Source organism: Streptomyces sp. NPDC005925, from assembly GCF_040638805.1.
Classification (GTDB): domain Bacteria; phylum Actinomycetota; class Actinomycetes; order Streptomycetales; family Streptomycetaceae; genus Streptomyces.
In genome coordinates, this window is sequence record NZ_JBEXVL010000003.1 from 75,478 (window position 1) to 92,041 (window position 16,564).

Here is a 16,564-nt window from a genome sequence, read left to right on the forward strand (position 1 = left end):
CTCGGCAACGAGCACCGGGGCTCTCCCCTGTCCGCATACGGCCGTACGCCCCTCATGCCCGGCGTCGGCGACGGACACCCCGCCGGATCAGGCGTAGCGGTAGATCCGGCTCACGTCCTCCAGTTCGTCCGGCGTGACGTCCCACGGCGGCAGCTTCTGGTGCCGCGCGACGATCCGGCCGTGCTGCGCGTCGCCGAGGGCGGGTGGCGTGGCCGGGAGGTAGCGGGCGTCCGGGTGCCGGAGCTGCCAGCGGGTCCACTGCAGGTCGATGAAGGCGTGCACCATCCAGAAGACCGGGTCGTTGACGGAGGCGCCGCCGACCATGACGCCGCCGACCCAGCGGTGCACCCGGTTGTGGTTGCGCCATGAGGTGCTGCCGCGGCCGGATCCCCAGCCCTCCAGGCGGTTGCGGAAGCCGGTGCGGGACGTGGAGTTCCAGGGCGAGGCGTCGTAGACCGGGTCGTCCAGCGCCTCCTCGAGGTCGCCGCGGGTGGGCAGGGCGAGCGGGTCCTTCCGCCGGCCGAGGTCCCGCGTGAGGAACTCCTCGTCGGTGACGTTCTCCCTGAGGGGCCAGTTCCCCTCGGAATGCGCGAACGGCCCGGTCGTCACCCGGCGGTCGGAGCGCCGTCCGGTGCCGCCGAGCAGATCGTCGGTCCAGGGCGCCGAGGTGGCGTCGCGGTCCTTGGTCCAGTCCCAGTACGGCACGGTCACCGACGGGTCCACCCGGCGCAGGGCGCGCTCCAGGTCCAGCAGGAACTGGCGGTGCCAGGGCAGGAAGGACGGCGCCATGTGGGCCGTTCGCAGGCCCGCTTCGCCGTCGGAGGTGTAGTACGCGATGTGCGTGCGCACGAACTCGTCGTACTCGCCGCGCCGTTTCACCTCCAGCAACGCGTTCACGAACCGGCGCCGCTCGCCGCTCGTGAGCGTGGTGACGTCTTTACGGGTGTAGGCCATGGTGACCCCCCTCGTGCCCGGATCCGGAGTCCTGCCCACGCCCCTGTCCCTGCCCGGGACTGCGATCGTGACGGTGACCGGGGCCGTGCCCCGTGTCGCGCAGCCGGCTACCCGGCCCCATCTCGTCGACCGCCGCGCGGGCGGCCTCCAGCGGGGTCGCGTACGAGCGGTAGTGGTCGACCATGGTCAGCCAGGTGCCGTCGGCGCGCCGCATCACGTGCAGCGGCCGGCCGTCCACGGTGACGTACCACTCGCCGGCCCCGTCGGTCCCGCCCTCGGTGGTGCGGACGCCGCAGATGCGGTGCCCGCGGTACGTCTCGTCGAACGACGTGTCCGGCGGACCGTCGTCGGTGGGCGCCGCCGCCCCGCGGAGCGGGCGGGTGGCGGTGACGAGCGGGGTCAGTGCCACGGTGACCGCGGAGGCGAACAGCCCGCGCATCACACCCCTGCGGGTGCCGCCTCCGCTCCGCCCCGACTCCGGCCGCGGCCCCGGTCTGCCGTGGTCTCCCGTCTCACGCTCCGCGCCTTCGGCCGCGCCGCCGATGCTGACGACCATGGTGTGCTCCCTCGTCCGGTTCTGCTGTCGTCAGTGGTCAACGCGGCGCGGGGCCGCACGGTCACCGTGAGGGAGCCGAAGCGGTGAGAGACGTGCCCCGGACGGCCTAGGGACGCGTGCCGCACATGGCGGCCCCGCACCTCCCGCACGCGGACGCTACGGGGTGTACGGGGCAGGGGGCCCGGGTGGCGCCGCGGCCGGTTACAGCCCGGGGCCGACGCCGAGGTTCGCTTCCGGCACCGCCTCGACGACGGGGGCCAGTACACCCGCCTCGGGCAGCCGGGTGCCGGGCATGCCGAAGTTGTCGGGGTCCGGCGGGGTGAGCGGGGCGTCCATGTCGAGTCCGGGCGACAGGGCGTGCAGGTCGGAGGCGGGAAGGTCGGCGCCCACGTGGTCGAAACCGTCGCCGACCAGGTGCGGCAGCGGCGCGCGCACGCTCAGGCCGGGCAGGGTGCCGCCGAGCGGCAGCCGCGGGACGGCGCGGTCGGGCATGACGCTGCCCGCGACGTAACGGGGCGCCTCGGGCACACCCGCCGCCTGGAAGGGCACCTCGGCGTCGATCTCGGGGAGTTCCACGCCGAGTGACTGCTCGGCGCCCTCCAGCGGTACGGGCGCGGGGAGCGTGCCGGCCGCCGCAGCGGGGGTTGTGGCGCCGACGGCGGCAGCGATGCCGGTGATGACGGCGGCAAGGGTTCCTCGGGTGGTCGACTTCATTGCAGCACTGTCCCTTTCAGGAGTCGGGGGTCTCCGTACCGCGTAACGAGCCGGGACCGGGACCCGGCGGAAGATTCCCCCGGCTGCGCCAGTAGTACGACGGACGTACCGCGGCCCGGACCGTGGGCCACCGGCCCTCCGGCCCGCCCCGTCGGCAACCGAACCACCGTCCCGTCGGCCTGTCCCGTCGGCCCCGTCCCGTCGGTTCTCCCGTCCGTACGGCGCTCAGCTCGTCCAGAAGTCCCACCAGCGGGTCAGGATCAGCATCCCGACGATTCCGAGGTGCAGGACCGGGGGCAGCCAGGTGAACTCGCCGAAGAACGCGGCCAGCCAACGGGGCGCGGGCAGGAGGCCGTGCAGCACGCCGAAGGACGTGACGTACCAGAAGAGGAGGATGGTGGCGGCCCAGGCGAGGCAGCACCACAGGCACAGGGCGTTGATCCGGTACAGCGACTCGAACTGCAGCCAGGACACGAAGCCCACGCCGAAGAGGCAGCCGGCGGCGAACGTCAGCCAGTACCAGCCGGGGAAGCGGGCGCCGGTCAGCAGGCTGACGCCGACGCAGATCACGATGCCGTAGGCGACCAGGCCGAGCATCGGGTTGGGGAAGCCGAAGGCGGCCGCCTGGTCGCTCTCCATGACGCTGCCGCAGGACACCACCGGGTTCAGGCTGCACCCGGGCTCGAAGTCCGGGTCCTCGAGCAGGTGGAACTTGTCGAGGGTGATGACCCAGGAGGCCAGCAGGCCCGCCGCGCCGGTGACCACCAGCAGCAGGGCGAGTCCGCGTCCGGCGCCCGCGACGCGGTGGGTGCGGCGTGCGTGCTGAGCCGAGGACCCGGTCATCAGCCGCGCAGAGTGCGGGCCGGCAGGACGATGTGCGCCGCGGAGTTCAGGGTCTCGTCGGTGCCGACGAACGCGGCCAGGGCCTCGGGGGTGAGCGGCCGGCCGGGCAGTGCCTCGGGCCAGGGCCGCGTGGTGAACACGAAGTAGGCGTAGCCACGGGCCTCCACCGCCGCGAGCCACTCCGGCGGCGGGATGCACTGGGCGTTGAAGCCCGGCATGCTGACGACGGCCTGTTCCGCCTGGACGAGCATGCTGACGGGGAGGTTCGGCCGGGCGTTGCCGTCGACGAGGTCGCCGCCGACGGGCAGACCGTTGCTCTCCAGCATGTTCCGCAGCGCGGCGGACGCGGCCTCGGGGCCGGCCGGGGCGTCCCCGAGGGTGTAGGCGAGCAGGTAGGGCATGTCGCCGCCGGGGGCCTCGCCGCTCCAGGCCATCACGACGAGCGTGCCGAGGTCGGCGGGCCGGGACGGACGCGTTGCGCTAGTGGATGAGGTCACCGCGCGACCTTATCGGCGTACGTGAACACACCCGGCCGTGTCATCACCCGACCGGAGGAAGGCCCTCGTTGCGTCCACACGAACGAGGGACAGTCCTCGAACAGTGCCCCCGGCGGAGGCGGAATGGCGTACCGGATTCCCGTATCGGCCCGGCCCGTCTCAGCCCCGCATGGGAAGTCCGCCGAGCAGCCCGCCGTTCGAGTTCAGCTTCTCGGTGGCGCCGTTGACGGTGTGGAGCACGGAATTCTCGTTCTCCGTGTCGAGGGAGTTGTCCTGGTTCTGCAGCGGCATCAGGTTGTCGGGGCCCTCGGTGAGCAGCGTCTTGACGCCACCGCTGAGGCTGGTGGGCGGAAGGTGGGGGGCGTCGGCGGCGAACGCGGGTGCGGCGGCACCGGCGAGGACCAGGGAACCGGCGACGACAGCGGCAGCCTTCAGGGACTTCATCGGGGTCCTTTCTTCGGCGACTTCGGCCGCCGGAGGAGATCCGGGCTCCGGGAAATTCCGGTGTTCCGGGATGCGGGTATTCGGGGTTTGCGGAAGGTTCCGGGATTCCGGAGGTTTCCGAAGGAATGCCTGACGCCGTGCACAACGATTCCCGCGCGGTGCGGAAACTCTGGCGTGCACGAGTTTCTGCGGGCATATGAAATGCCGTTGCGCCGGTCGGAGTGACCGGCGCAACGGCACCCGGGACATGCGGACGGTGTCGCCCGACCGCCACGCCCCGGGCGACAGGTGTGTGGCGTCAGGCGTCAGGCGTCAGGCGTCACGAGACGGGCAGGTGGGCGGCCGACTCCTCCGCCGGGGCCTGCTGGTCCGGCATCACTGCGCGGGCGTCTCGGCGGCAGGCTGCCGAGCCGCCTGCTGCTCGGACGCCGACGCCTCGGACGCCGCCTGCTGAGAGGCTGGCTGCTGGACCGTCGACTCCTGGACCGTCGACTCCTGGGCTGCCGACTGCTGGGAGGTCGGCTGCCGGGAGGTCGGCTGCTGCTGCGAGGCCGGTGGGGCGGCCAGGTCCGGCGAGGGCATCCCGCCCTTGGCGAGCGTCACCGCGACGACGTTGACGAGGTCGGCCACCACGTTGCCCGCGGCGGGCCGGACCTCCGCGGCGTCGCCGGCGGTGGAGGCCTCGAGCAGTATGTCCACGGACTTCTGGAGCGCGGCGAGCGCGTCGGACGCCGTGTCGGACCCGGTTGCCGCCTGCGCGGACACGGGGGCCGGCAGGGTCGTGGCCGACGCGGCGGAGGCGGGGGCGGGCATGGTGGCGGCGCCGATCCTGGCGATGGCGCCCCTGACGGCGCGGGCGTGCCGGGCGGACTCCCGCGGCGTGAGCCTGCCGCCGTCGGCCCTCAGCACGGCGTTCAGCAGTTCAGTGGTCGGCTTCAGCACTCCGCTGAGGTCGCCCAGGCTCCGGCTCTGGGCGAGGAGTACCTCGGCGTCGGCGACGGGTTCCTGGGCCACCGCGGCGGCCTGCTCTCCGTGCGTGTCACTGCCGGCCGCCAGGGCGACGGGCCCGGTGACACCGAGCAGGAGGAAGGCACTGAGGGTGGTGGACGCGAGTCGCCGTACGGGCAGACGCATGGGTGTTCCTTTCGATGGGCGTCGGGATTCTTGAGTCCACCGTGAAACCGGCCGTCGCTCTCTGCAACCGGACGCCTACTCCCGTCGCGCGGGCCGTGCCCGCCCGTCTCCGCGTCGTACCAGGTGAGGGCGTACGCACCCGTCCGTCGGCCGGGCCGGCGTGTCCGGCCCCCATTCGGGGCCGGACACGGGGCCGGGTACGGGCAGCGAAAACCGGCCGTCCTCCCGCGGGGGAACCACGGGAGGACGGCCGGTGACAGGACTGCGGACCTACGTCAGTCGTTGACGCAGGTGTTGCCGAACGCCGGGTTCAGCAGACCGATGACGTTGATGGTGTTGCCACAAACGTTGATCGGAACGTGAATCGGGACCTGGATGACGTTGCCGGACAGGACGCCCGGCGAGTGGGCGGCAACGGCCTGGGCGCCGCTGTCGGCGGCGGCGATGCCGGCGGTGCCCGCAACCGCGGCGGCGGCGACGGAGGTCAGGACCAGGCCCTTCGCGATACGCGACATGGAGAGGTGCTCCTTGGGGTTGACGCAAACACCCGGGCGGATGCCCGGCGCTGTGTCAACGCGTGGCCCGCCCTCAGGTTGTGCGCCGAACGGGTGATACCGAGCAAATAACCCCCTTCAGTTCTCTTCATCCCGCTTCGCACCTATTCACTCCCCTCCACCCCACTTCACCCCCCTTCACCATCTCGACACACGTGAGCGATATGTCCGAATTAGTCTGCTTGACGACTAGTGTGCGGATTACCTACGGATCACTTGACACCCGACGGCACGCGCCCCCGGAACGCCCCGATGACGGCCCCCGTCACCGCCCGGGTCCCGTGCGCAGGCCACTGCCCAGGTCCACCTCCCGAGCGCCATCCGTGAGCGAGGAAACCGCGCATGCACCCGTCACCCACCGACCTCCCGCCACAGGTCCTGCACCTCACCCAGCCCGTGGACGGCGGTGTCGCCCGCGTCGTGACGGACCTGACGCGGGCACAGCTGGCAGCCGGGCTGCGCGTCGCCGTGGCCTGCCCCGACGGGCCGCGGGCCACCGCACTGCGGGCGCTGGGCGCGGACGTAAGCACGTGGGAGGCGACGCGTTCGCCGGGTCCCGCGCTGGCCGGTGAAGTACGGCGGCTCGCCCGGATCGTCCGGGACGTACGGCCCGACCTGGTGCACGCGCACAGCGCGAAGGCCGGCCTGGCGGGGCGGCTCGTGGTGCGGGGCAGGATTCCGACGGTGTTCCAGCCGCACGCCTGGTCGTTCGAGGCGGTCGACGGGGCCGTGGCCGCGCTCGCGGCGGGCTGGGAGAGGTGGGGCGCGCGCTGGGCCGGGCGAGTGGTGTGCGTGAGCGAGGCCGAGCGCCGGCGCGGGGTGCGCGCCGGGGTCCGGGCCCGCTGGAGCGTCGTACCGAACGGCATCGATCCCGCGGGTTTCTGGCCCGAGCCGGCGGAGTCGGCGCGCGGGCGGCTGCCGCTGGTCGCGGGGCTCGGCCCGCGGGCACCGCTCGTGGTGTGCGTGGGGCGGCTGTGCCGGCAGAAGGGCCAGGACGTGCTGCTGCGGGCCTGGCCCGCGGTGCTCGGACAGGTGCCGGGGGCACGGCTGGTGCTGGTCGGCGACGGGCCCGACCGGGCCCGGCTGACGGCGCGGGCGCCGGCCGGGTCCGTGCTGTTCGCCGGGCCGGTCACCGATCCGGCCCCCTGGTACCGGGCCGCCGACCTGGTCGTCGCGCCGTCCCGCTGGGAGGGCATGGCGCTGGCCCCGCTGGAGGCGATGGCCTGCGAACGGCCCGTGGTCGTGACGGACGTGGACGGCGCCGGGGAGAGCCTGCCGGACGCACTCGCGGCGTCCTGCCTGGTGCCGCCGGAGGACCCCGGCGCACTGGCCCGCACCCTCGCCGCGCTGCTCCTCGACCCGCCGCTGCGCACGTCGCTGGGGCGCCGGGGACGCAGGCACGTCCTGTCCGCGCACGACGTACGGCGCACGGCCACCGCCCTCGCCGGCGTCTACCGCGACCTCCTCGCCGGCGGGCACACCGCGCCGGACCGGCCGGCAGAGCGCCACGCGCCCTGCCCGTACAGGGAGTTCATGCACACGTGACCGCGGAAAGCGCCCTCCCCATCCCCGCCGGGCAGCCACGGGACCCCGGACAGTCACCAGAGCTCGGACCGGCACGGGACTTCGGTCAACCGCACGGCCCGGGACAGCCACGGGGGCTCGGATCCGGGTCCCGCGCGCTGCTGCCGCGGCGCGGCGACGCCGGGTTCCGGTTTCCGGCCGCCCGGCCGTCGGCGCGCGCCGCGACTCCGCTTCCGCTGCTCACCGCCGACGGGGTGGCCGCCCTGCTGGGTGCCCTGGTGCCGGCCGGTGCCCAGCACCGCCCGCTGCTCGTCGCGTCGCTGGTGGCGGCGTCACTGCTGCTGAGACCGCACGTCAGCCGCCGGCCGCCGGGCGTGCTGGACGAACTGCCCGCCCTGTGCGGCCGGACCGCCGTGGCCTGGCTGACCGCGGCGAGTGCCGTCGCCGCGTACGCGCCGCACCACGCGCTGTCCGCCCGCACCCTGCTGCTCGGCTTCGCCGTGCAGGCGGCGGCGGGCTGCGCGGGCCGCGGCGTCGTCCACTGGCGGCGGCGCGCGGCCCTGCTGCGCCGGCCGCGCGCCGCTCTCGTCGTCGGACCGGCCGCGACCGCGCAGCGCGTGGCCGCCGCGCTGCTGCGTCACCCCCGGTGCGGAGTGCGGCCGGTCGGCGTCGTCGCCGAACGTCCCGGCGGCACCGACGGGTTGCCCGCGCACGACGTGCCGGCGCACGAGTTCCGCGCGCCCGCGCTGCCCGTCCTGACGACGGGTGAGGAGGTGGAGCGGGCACTCATCCAGAACGGGGTGCGCGAAGTACTCACCGTCCATCCGGCGGTGCGCACCCGGCAGGGGCCGCTACTGCGGGCGCTCGCCCGGTCGGGCTGCGCGGTGTGGGAGGTGGACGCGGACTCGCCGTCGTACGAGAGCCGGGACCGGATCGCCGGGTTCTCCTGCCGGTGGCTGGACCTGGGCGGCGGGCGGGGCGGCGGGGCCGGCAAGCGGCTGCTGGACGTGACGGTGTCGGGAGTGCTGCTGGTCGTCGTCAGTCCGCTGCTGCTGGTGTGCGCGGCGGTGCTGCGCCTCGGTGACGGACCGGGGGTGGTGTTCCGTCAGGAACGCGTCGGCAGGGACGGCCGGTCCTTCACGCTGCTGAAGTTCCGCACCCACCGCCCGGCCGACGCAGGCGAGGCGGCGACCCGGTGGAGCGTCGCGAACGAGCGCCAGATGCCCTGGTTCTGCCGCTTCATGCGCCGCACCTCGCTGGACGAACTGCTCCAGCTGTGGAACGTCTTCCGGGGCGACATGAGCCTGGTCGGCCCGCGTCCCGAACGCCCCCACTTCGTCACGAAGTTCAGCCGGACCTACCCCGGCTACGCCGCCCGGCACCGCCTGCGGGCCGGCATCACGGGCCTCGCCCAGGTCAACGGGTTGCGCGGGGACACCTCCATCGAGGACCGGGCCCGGTTCGACAACGCGTACATCGACAACTGGTCGCCGTGGCTGGACGTCTGCATCCTGCTGCGCACGGCCCTGACACTCCTGCGGCCCACGGGGAGCTGACCGGATGAACCGGACGGACCGGATGCGCTCCGTACCGCGCCGCGCCGGGGCGGTGCTGCCGGTCCTGCCGGTGGCGGCGGTGATCGCGCTGCTCGCCCTGCCGGTCGGCGCGGGCGGCGGGCGAGGTGCGGGCGCGGGGCCCGCCGACGCGGCGTCCGCGCTGGTGGTGCTGTACTGCGCGGTCCGTCTCGTCCGGGAGCGGCGGCGCCCCCTGCCGCGTACGGCGGCCGTGGTGTTCGGACTGCCCGTGGCCGGGGTGTCCCTGGCGGCGCTGGGCGCGGTGTCCCCGGAAGCCGCGCTGACCGGGCTCGGCCGGTATACGCAGGTCTTCGTGCTGGTGCCGGCCGCGGTACTGCTGCTGGTCCGCGACCGGCGCGACTTCCGGCTGCTGGCCTGGACCTTCGTGGCGCTGGCCGGGTGGCAGGGAGCGGTGGGCGTGCACCAGTACGTCACCGGGACCGGCGCCTCGTACCGGGGCGAGGACATCCGGGCCGTCGGCACGTTCGGGGCGCAGGACGTGATGGGGATGGCGACCGTCGTCTCCCTCGGGCTGGTGTGCGCGGTGGGCCTGGCGCTGGGCCGGGACTCCGTACGGCACCGGGCGGTGGCCATCGGCTGCGCGTCGCTGCTGGTGGTGCCGCTCGCGGTGTCGTTCAGCCGCGGGGCGTGGATCGCGACCGCCCTGACGTGCGCGGTCCAACTGCTGCTGGCCGGGCTGCGGAGGGCGCTGAAGGTGGGCGCGGTCGTGGTCGCGGCGTGCGGGGTGCTGGTGGGCGGGTTCGGGGTCGGTACGGCGATGCTGCAGGAGCGGATCACCAGCATCACGCAGGTCACCGCCGCCCCCGACCAGTCGGTCACCGACCGGTACACGATGTGGGCGGCGGCCGTCGGAATGTGGCGCCAGCATCCGCTGACCGGGGTGGGCCTGAAGGGTTTCCCGGAGTACCGCGACTCGCACGCCTCGCTGGCGCTGTCCTCGGGCAGCGACACGGCGGGTGCGGGTGCCGCGTACCGCAGACAGCCGCTGCTGTCGCCGCACAACATGTACCTGCTCGTCCTCGCCGAACAGGGCCTTCTGGGGTTGCTGGCCCTGGCGGGCGGCTGGCTGGCGCTGCTGGCGTGCGGGGTGCGGAGACTGCGGGGGGCGGTGCGCGCGGGGCGGACAGGGCGGGTACGGCGGGTACGGCGGGAGGAGTGGGGGCCGGACCGCGGGCCGGCCCACAGTCCGGACGACCGCCCGGCCGGCCACACGCACGGCGAGGGGGACGGCCGGCCGGTCGGCGGTCGGGGCGGTGACCTGGACCGCGGGCTGCACCGGGGGCCTGCCAACGGCCAAAGCGGCGGCCCGGTTGGTCACGTGCACCGCGAGGAGGACGGCCGGCCGGTCGGCGGCCTGGACTGCGCGCTGGTCGCCTGCGGGCTGCTGGTCTGGCTGCTCGTCGACTTCGCCTACGCCGACATCGGCGGGCCGACGACCGTGCTCACGGCGGTGTGCCTCGGCCTGGCGGCCCGGTGGGCGATGGCCGGGGACGCGGCCGAGGTGACGGCGCGGGGTGCGGACCGGGCGGCGTGCACGGCGGAGGGGACGCGGGCGGGGGCGGGGGCCCGGTGAGGGTGAAGGCCGGCCGGCGGACGGATGCGTCCGCGGGTGCCGAGGTGCACGGAGGGGGCGGAGACGGCCGTGATGCGGGCCGGGGACGTCGTGGGGGTGGGGCGGCCGAGGCGCACGTGGGCACTGAGGCGTACGTGGGCGATGACGCGCACGTGAGCAGTGACGCGCACGTGGGCGATGACGCGCACGTGAGCAGTGACGCGTACGTGGGCGGTGACGCGTACGTGGGCGATGACGCGCACGTGCGCAGTGACGCGCACGTGCGCAGTGACGCGCACGTGGGCGGTGACGCGTACGTGGGTGAGGAACTCGCCCCCGCCACCGGCAGGTTCCTCGCCCGTGCCGCCCTTCTCACCGCCGCCCTGTCCGTGGGCGGGGCCGTGCTGGGGCTGGGACGGGATCAGGCACTGGCACGGTTGTTCGGGGCCGGGGGCGCCACGGACGCCTTCCTCGTGGCCTGGACCGTGCCGGAGTTCGCGGCCACGCTGCTCATCGAGGACGGGCTGGCGCTCGCGCTGATCCCGGTGTTCAGCCTGGCCCTGGCCCGCCGCGCGCGGGGGGCGCCCGGCGACCCGGTGCGCGCCCTGGTCGCCGTCACCCTGCCCCGGCTGGCGCTGGCGTTCGCCGCCGTCGCCGCGCTGATCGTCCTCATCGCGCCGCAGCTCGTCGCCGCCCTCGCGCCGGGCCTGTCCGACCCGGGGCTCGCCGTCGACTGCACCCGGCTCACCGCGACCTGCGTACTGAGCTTCGGACTCGCCGGGTTCTGCAGCGCCGCCCTGCGCGCGCACCGCCGCTTCTTCGCGCCGGCCGCCATCTACATCGCGTACAACACCGGAATCATCGCGAGCATGGTCACCCTCGGCGGCCGGTGGGGGGTACGGGCAGCGGCGGCCGGGGTCGCGGCGGGCGGCTTCCTGATGGTGTCCGTCCAACTGCCGCAGCTGTGGCGGCAGTTGAGGCGCCGGGCGGTGCCGCCGGGCGTGGTCGGCGATGCGGGCGGCACACCGATGGGGGTCGCGCTGGTGGCGGCCGTGCTGCTGTTCGCGCTGTGCCGGCAGTCCCAGATCCTCGTCGAACGCTTCCTCGCCTCGTCCCTCCCGGCCGGCGCCATCTCGCACCTGAACTACGCGCAGAAGGTCGCCCAGATTCCCATGACCCTGTCGCTGATGCTGTGCACGGTCACCTACCCGCTGGTCGCGCGGGCCGTGGCCGACGGCGACACCGAACGGGCACGCGCGCGCGTGGAGCGGGACGTGGCGCTGGCCGCCTGCGTGGTGCTGCTCGGCGCGGCCACGGTCGTCTCGTGCGCGCCGCAGATCATCGCGCTCCTCTTCCAGCGCGGCGCGTTCACGGCTCGCGACACGGCCGCGACGGCGGGTGTCATGCGGGTGTACGCGCTCGGGCTGCTCGCGCAGACCCTGGTCGGCGCGCTGGTCCGCTCGTACTTCTCGGCGGGCCGCCCCAGTTGGTACCCACTGGGCGCGATGGCCGCGGGCATCGTGGTGACCGCGGGTGCGGGCGGCTGGGCGGTCGGCCGGTGGGGCGTCGCCGGGATCGCCGCCGCCAACGCCGCCGGCATCACCGTCACCGCCGTCCTCCTGCTGCACGGCATGGGACCGCGCAGCGTCCCCGTCCGCACCCGACGGGTCCTCACCGAGCTGGGCAGGGCGCTGCTCGCCGCGGTGGCCGCGACGGTCGCCGGGGCGTTCGCCGCGCGGCACGCCGCCACCGCCGCGCTGCCGGGGCTCGCCGCCGGGGTGGGTGCCGTCGCCGTCGTCTTCGTCCTGGCGGCCCGGGTGCTCGGCGTCCGGGGCTTCGCCCCCGCGCTCCGCTGCGTCCGTCCCCGCGCCCGCCTGCCTGCCCTCCTACCTGCCCGCTCCCTCATCCGCTTGCTCTTCCGGTCCCGCGTCCGCCCCTTCGTCCGCTCCCGCGTCCGCCCCTTCGTCCGATCCGTGATCGGGAGGCTCGTCCATGGCCGTTTCCGCTGATTCCCGCCCCGCCCCCGCCGTCCCCTGGGTGGCGATGTACCACTCCGTGGGCGACTGCACGGACGATCCGTACCGCATCGCCGTCACGCCCGAGCGGCTGGACGAACAGCTCGCCCGGCTCGGGCGGTGGGGGCTGCGGGGCGTGTCCGTGGCCGAGCTGCTCGCCGCGCGGACCCGGGGAGAGGGCCGCGGCCTGGTGGGGCTGACCTTCGACGACGGGTACGCCGACTTCCTCGACCACGCGCTTCCCGTGCTGCGCCGCCGGGGTTGCGGCGCCACCCTGTTCGTCCTGCCGGGCCGGCTCGGCGGCGACAACGCCTGGGACCCGCTGGGCCCGCGCCGCCCCCTGCTCACCGCCGACGGCATCCGGGAGGCGGCGGCCGAGGGCATCGAGATCGGCTCGCACGGGCTGAGCCACGTGGACCTCACCCGGGCCGACGCCGCGGTGCTGCGCGCCGAGGTCGCCGACAGCAGGGCACGGCTCGAGGAGGTGACGGGCGGGCCGGTCGCCGGGTTCTGCTACCCGTACGGCACGGTCGACCGGCGCGCCGCCGAGGCCGTACGGGACGCCGGGTACGCGTACGCGTGCGCGATCGATCCCGGCCCCCTGGGCGGACGGTACGCGCTGCCCCGCGTGCACATCGGGCAGAACGACACGGCGGTACGCCTGTTCCTCAAGCACCGGCTCCACCGGCTGCGCCGCCGCCCCGTGCGCGACCTGCCCGTCGGGGAGGACCTTCCGGTGCGTGACCTCCCCGCGCCCGTACGGGACCCGTCTCCGCCCGTGCCGCACCTGCCCGTGCGGGACCTGCCCTCGGAGACCCCGCGGTGAGGGCCCTGCACGTCATCACCGGTCTCGGCGTCGGCGGCGCCGAACAGCAACTGCGGCTGCTGCTGCGGCATCTGCCCGTCGACTGCGACGTCGTCACGCTCACCAACCCGGGCGCCGTCGCCGAGGGCCTGCGCGCGGACGGCGTGCGGGTCGCCCACGCCGGCATGGCGGGCAACCGCGATTTGGCCGCTCTCCCCCGCCTGGTCCGCATCATCCGCTCCGGCGGCTACGACCTCGTCCACACCCATCTCTACCGGGCCTGTCTGTACGGCCGGGTCGCGGCCCGGATCGCGGGCGTCCGCGCGGTCGTCGCCACCGAACACTCCCTCGGCGACTCCCAGATGGAGGGCCGCCCCCTGTCGGCGGGCGTCCGCGCGCTCTATCTCGCGGGCGAGCGCCTGGGCCGCACCACGGTCGCCGTCTCCCCCACGGTCGCCACCCGCCTCACCCGCTGGGGCGTACCCGCGCGGCGCATCACGGTCGTCCCCAACGGCATCGACGTGGACCGCTTCCGCTTCGATCCGGCCGTACGGCACCGCACCCGCCGCCGACTCGGCCTGCCCGAGGGCGCGTACGTCGTCGGCGGCATCGGACGGCTCATCACGGGCAAACGCTTCGACACCGCCGTACGCGCCCTCGCCCTGCTGCCGGGCGACTGCTGGCTGCTTCTGGTGGGCGGCGGGCCCCAGGAGCACGTCCTGCGCCGCGCCGCCCAGCAGGCCGGCGTCGCCGACCGGGTGCTGCTGACCGGTGAACGCCCCGGCCTGCCCGACGGCTCCCGCGGGCCCGGCCTGCCCGCGCTCGCCTGCGCGATGGACGCCCTCGTCTCGCCGTCCCCGGAGGAGGCCTTCGGCCTCGCCGTCGTCGAGGCGCTGGCGTCCGGACTGCCCGTCCTGTACGCGTCCTGCCCCGCGCTGGAGGACCTGCCCCCGCACGCGGCGCCCGCCGCCCGGCGCGTCACCGGCGGCCCCGCCGCCTTCGCCCGCGCCCTGGCCGACGTGCGACGGCAGGGCCCGCGCCCGCGCGACGTGCCCGAGGCCGCCCGCCAGTACTGCATCACCCGCAGCGCCGACCGGCTCATGGACGTGTACGCGAAGGCCCTCTCCGCCCCTCCGCCCCTCTCCCCCTCCCTCTCCTTCCGCTCCCGATCCCGCTCCCGTCAGGAAGCCAGCACCTCATGACCGACACCACCGGCACCACCGGCACCACCGGCAGCCTCCACACCACCGCACACCCCCACCGCCCCATGAGCGTCCCGGCCCGAATCCTGGCCGGAGTCCTGGCAGGCGTCCCGGCCCGCGTCCCGGCCCGTGCGCGGGCGCTGCCGCCCTGGTTCCTGCTCGCGGCCGGCGTCCTCGCCGGGGGACTGCTCGGCGGCGGGTACGGACTGCTCACACCGCCCGCCTACACGGCCACCAGTTACGTCGTCGCCGTACCCACCGGGAAGTCCGACCCGCCCACGGCACTGGGCTTCGCACAGGCCTACGGCCGGGTAGCCACCCAGCTCGCGGTGCTCGGCGACGCCCAGGTGTGGGCGGGCGTACCGGTGCGCACCCTGCGGGACAGCGTGCGCACGTCGACCTCGCCGGACGCGCCGATGGTCGCCGTCACCGCCACCCACTCCCGGCCCGACATCGCGGCCGACATGGCCAACGCCGTCTCCCGCGCCCTGACCCGGCACGCCGTCTACGCCCCGGACTCCGGTGTGGTGCTGCGGCAGTTCGCCCGTGCCATCGCGCCCGTCGAGCCGTCGTCGGCGTCCGCCGGGGTCACGGGCCTGGTGGGGGCGAGCGCGGGCGGCCTGCTGGGCGCCCTCGCGCTGCTGGTCCGGCCGCGTCGTACGGCCTCGGAGGCGGGGCGTTACGAGGCGGGGCGCTCCGCCCCGGTGCCGGGCCCGGCAGGCGCCGCCGACGTGCACGGACAGCTGTGACGTACACGACCCGGCTCGTCACCGAGGAGGCCGACTTCGCCGCGCTCGCCTCCGACTGGGGGCGGCTGTACCGGCGTTGCCCGGCCGCCACCCCCTTCCAGTGCCATGCCTGGCTGCACTCCTGGTGGCTGTCGTACGGGGCGCGCGGCCGGCTGCGACTGCTGCTGGTGTACGACGGCGGACCGGGCGGCGACCTCGTGGCGGCGGCGCCCCTGATGCGGGTGCGGCGGCCGGTCCCGGCGCTGGTGCCGCTCGGGGGCGCGATCTCCGACTACGGTGACGTCCTCGTGGACGACGAGCGGGGCGAGACCGCGGTCGCCGCGCTCACCGACGCCCTGTCCGCGGCGGCCCGCACCGCGCTGATCGACCTGCGCGAGGTACGGCCGGGCGGGGCGGCCGAACGCGTCTACGCGTGCTGGCGCGGACCCCGCCACCGGGTGGCCGATTCACTGTGCCTGGAACTCCCGGCCGTGCCGATGCGGAAGTTGGTCGCCCGGTTGCCCTCGGCCAAGGCCCAGCAGCGGGTGTGGGCCAAGCTGCGCAGACTGGACGCGCTGGGTGTGCAGCGGCACGTGGTGAGCCCGGACGCGGTCGACGCGGCACTGGAGCGGCTGCTGGCGCTGCACCGGCTGCAGTGGCGGGGCCGGAATGTGACGCCCGAGCATGTGCGGGACCGGTTCCACGCTCATCTGCTGCGGTCGGTGGGGGCGATGGCACGGTCCGGGGACGCGGTGGTCACCGAGTTCCGTATGCCCTCCGTGTACGCCACGACCGGTACGGCCGGCCTGGACGACGCGGCCGGGGAGGTGGTGGCCGTGGACGTGACCCTGCTGTCGCCGCGGCTCGCGGGCGGTTACCTCTACGGCGCCCACCCGGTGCTGCGGGAACACAAGGCGGACGTGGCGGTGATGCTGCTCGACGCGTGCACCACGCACGTCAAGGACGGCACGTACGACACGCTGAGCCTGTTGCGCGGCGACGAGCCGTACAAGCACCACTGGCGCCCCGAACGGGTCGTCAACCAGCGCCTGCTGCTGGCCCGGCGCCGTACGGCGCCACTGATGGCCGCGGTGCTGTGCGACGTGGCCGCCCGGCACCGCGGCAAGGACGTGCTGCGCCACTACCGGGAGCGCCGAGGTGCTGCCGCTTCCTCCTGACCGCCCGCGGGAGCGTCACGACCACGAGGGCGGGCTACCGGGTGCGGGGCCACCAGTCGAGGCGCGGGCACGGCTTCCCGCCGAGCCCGTACCCGGTCCGCGAGCCGAGGATCGGCGGCGAACAGCTCACCGGGGGCCGGAGACCGGCACGGCCGACGCTGCGGCCGTCACCGCGACACACCCGTCCGCCGGGTCCGAGCCCCTCCCCCTCCGCTGACGTGACGTCATGCCGCATCGCACTCACGCCGACGTGACGTCATGGCGATGCG

General features: G+C 74.9%; 16 protein-coding genes. 8 read left to right on the plus strand and 8 right to left on the minus strand.

Going from position 1 to position 16,564, the window contains the following annotated elements; genetic code table 11:
* Positions 1-87 precede the first annotated feature (87 nt).
* From ABZ354_RS05615 to chpG, 8 genes are all read right to left on the minus strand, one after another.
* Positions 88-954 carry a tyrosinase family protein gene (locus ABZ354_RS05615; RefSeq protein ID WP_358653288.1) on the minus strand — a complete coding sequence of 289 codons (867 nt, stop codon included), beginning with the start codon at positions 952-954 and terminating at the stop codon, positions 88-90.
* On the minus strand, positions 938-1,510 hold the full coding sequence (locus tag ABZ354_RS05620; RefSeq protein ID WP_358653290.1) for a tyrosinase family oxidase copper chaperone: 573 nt from the start codon (positions 1,508-1,510) through the stop codon (positions 938-940). The genes ABZ354_RS05615 and ABZ354_RS05620 overlap by 17 nt, the downstream gene beginning before the upstream one ends.
* Before the next feature lie 201 nt (positions 1,511-1,711).
* A complete protein-coding gene (locus ABZ354_RS05625; RefSeq protein WP_358653292.1) occupies positions 1,712-2,224 on the minus strand; it encodes a hypothetical protein in 513 nt (170 codons plus the stop codon).
* A 225-nt stretch (positions 2,225-2,449) separates the two neighbouring features.
* Positions 2,450-3,067: a vitamin K epoxide reductase family protein gene (locus tag ABZ354_RS05630; RefSeq protein WP_358653294.1), complete on the minus strand. Its 618-nt coding sequence runs from the start codon at positions 3,065-3,067 to the stop codon at positions 2,450-2,452.
* On the minus strand, positions 3,067-3,564 hold the full coding sequence (locus ABZ354_RS05635; protein WP_358653296.1) for a DUF5949 family protein: 498 nt from the start codon (positions 3,562-3,564) through the stop codon (positions 3,067-3,069). Before ABZ354_RS05635 ends, ABZ354_RS05630 begins: the two co-directional genes overlap by 1 nt.
* A 159-nt stretch (positions 3,565-3,723) precedes the next feature.
* Positions 3,724-4,008, minus strand: coding sequence for a hypothetical protein (locus ABZ354_RS05640; protein WP_358653298.1), 285 nt, complete (start codon positions 4,006-4,008; stop codon positions 3,724-3,726).
* Between the two features lie 375 nt (positions 4,009-4,383).
* Complete coding sequence (locus ABZ354_RS05645; RefSeq protein ID WP_358653299.1) at positions 4,384-5,142, minus strand: hypothetical protein; 759 nt, start codon at positions 5,140-5,142, stop codon at positions 4,384-4,386.
* A 275-nt stretch (positions 5,143-5,417) separates the two neighbouring features.
* Positions 5,418-5,657, minus strand: coding sequence for a chaplin ChpG (chpG, locus tag ABZ354_RS05650; protein WP_358653301.1), 240 nt, complete (start codon positions 5,655-5,657; stop codon positions 5,418-5,420).
* 381 nt (positions 5,658-6,038) lie between these two features.
* Here chpG and ABZ354_RS05655 point away from each other — a divergent pair, with 381 nt between their 5' ends.
* The 8 genes from ABZ354_RS05655 to ABZ354_RS05690 all read left to right on the plus strand — a co-directional run bounded on the left by ABZ354_RS05655 (position 6,039) and on the right by ABZ354_RS05690 (position 16,295).
* Positions 6,039-7,241, plus strand: coding sequence for a glycosyltransferase family 4 protein (locus ABZ354_RS05655; protein ID WP_358653303.1), 1,203 nt, complete (start codon positions 6,039-6,041; stop codon positions 7,239-7,241).
* Positions 7,238-8,776: an exopolysaccharide biosynthesis polyprenyl glycosylphosphotransferase gene (locus ABZ354_RS05660; RefSeq protein WP_358653305.1), complete on the plus strand. Its 1,539-nt coding sequence runs from the start codon at positions 7,238-7,240 to the stop codon at positions 8,774-8,776. Before ABZ354_RS05655 ends, ABZ354_RS05660 begins: the two co-directional genes overlap by 4 nt.
* Positions 8,777-8,798: 22 nt before the next feature.
* The gene (locus ABZ354_RS05665) at positions 8,799-10,388 is read left to right on the plus strand and encodes an O-antigen ligase family protein (protein WP_358653734.1); all 1,590 of its coding nucleotides are present in this window, start codon (positions 8,799-8,801) and stop codon (positions 10,386-10,388) included.
* Positions 10,389-10,684: 296 nt separating this feature from the next.
* Positions 10,685-12,376 carry a lipid II flippase MurJ gene (locus ABZ354_RS05670; RefSeq protein ID WP_358653736.1) on the plus strand — a complete coding sequence of 564 codons (1,692 nt, stop codon included), beginning with the start codon at positions 10,685-10,687 and terminating at the stop codon, positions 12,374-12,376.
* A complete protein-coding gene (locus ABZ354_RS05675; protein ID WP_358653307.1) occupies positions 12,360-13,208 on the plus strand; it encodes a polysaccharide deacetylase family protein in 849 nt (282 codons plus the stop codon). The genes ABZ354_RS05670 and ABZ354_RS05675 overlap by 17 nt, the downstream gene beginning before the upstream one ends.
* On the plus strand, positions 13,205-14,389 hold the full coding sequence (locus ABZ354_RS05680; RefSeq protein WP_358653309.1) for a glycosyltransferase: 1,185 nt from the start codon (positions 13,205-13,207) through the stop codon (positions 14,387-14,389). The genes ABZ354_RS05675 and ABZ354_RS05680 overlap by 4 nt, the downstream gene beginning before the upstream one ends.
* A 65-nt stretch (positions 14,390-14,454) precedes the next feature.
* Positions 14,455-15,138, plus strand: coding sequence for a lipopolysaccharide biosynthesis protein (locus ABZ354_RS05685; protein WP_358653738.1), 684 nt, complete (start codon positions 14,455-14,457; stop codon positions 15,136-15,138).
* Positions 15,135-16,295: a GNAT family N-acetyltransferase gene (locus ABZ354_RS05690; RefSeq protein WP_358653311.1), complete on the plus strand. Its 1,161-nt coding sequence runs from the start codon at positions 15,135-15,137 to the stop codon at positions 16,293-16,295. Before ABZ354_RS05685 ends, ABZ354_RS05690 begins: the two co-directional genes overlap by 4 nt.
* Positions 16,296-16,564: the final 269 nt, after the last annotated feature.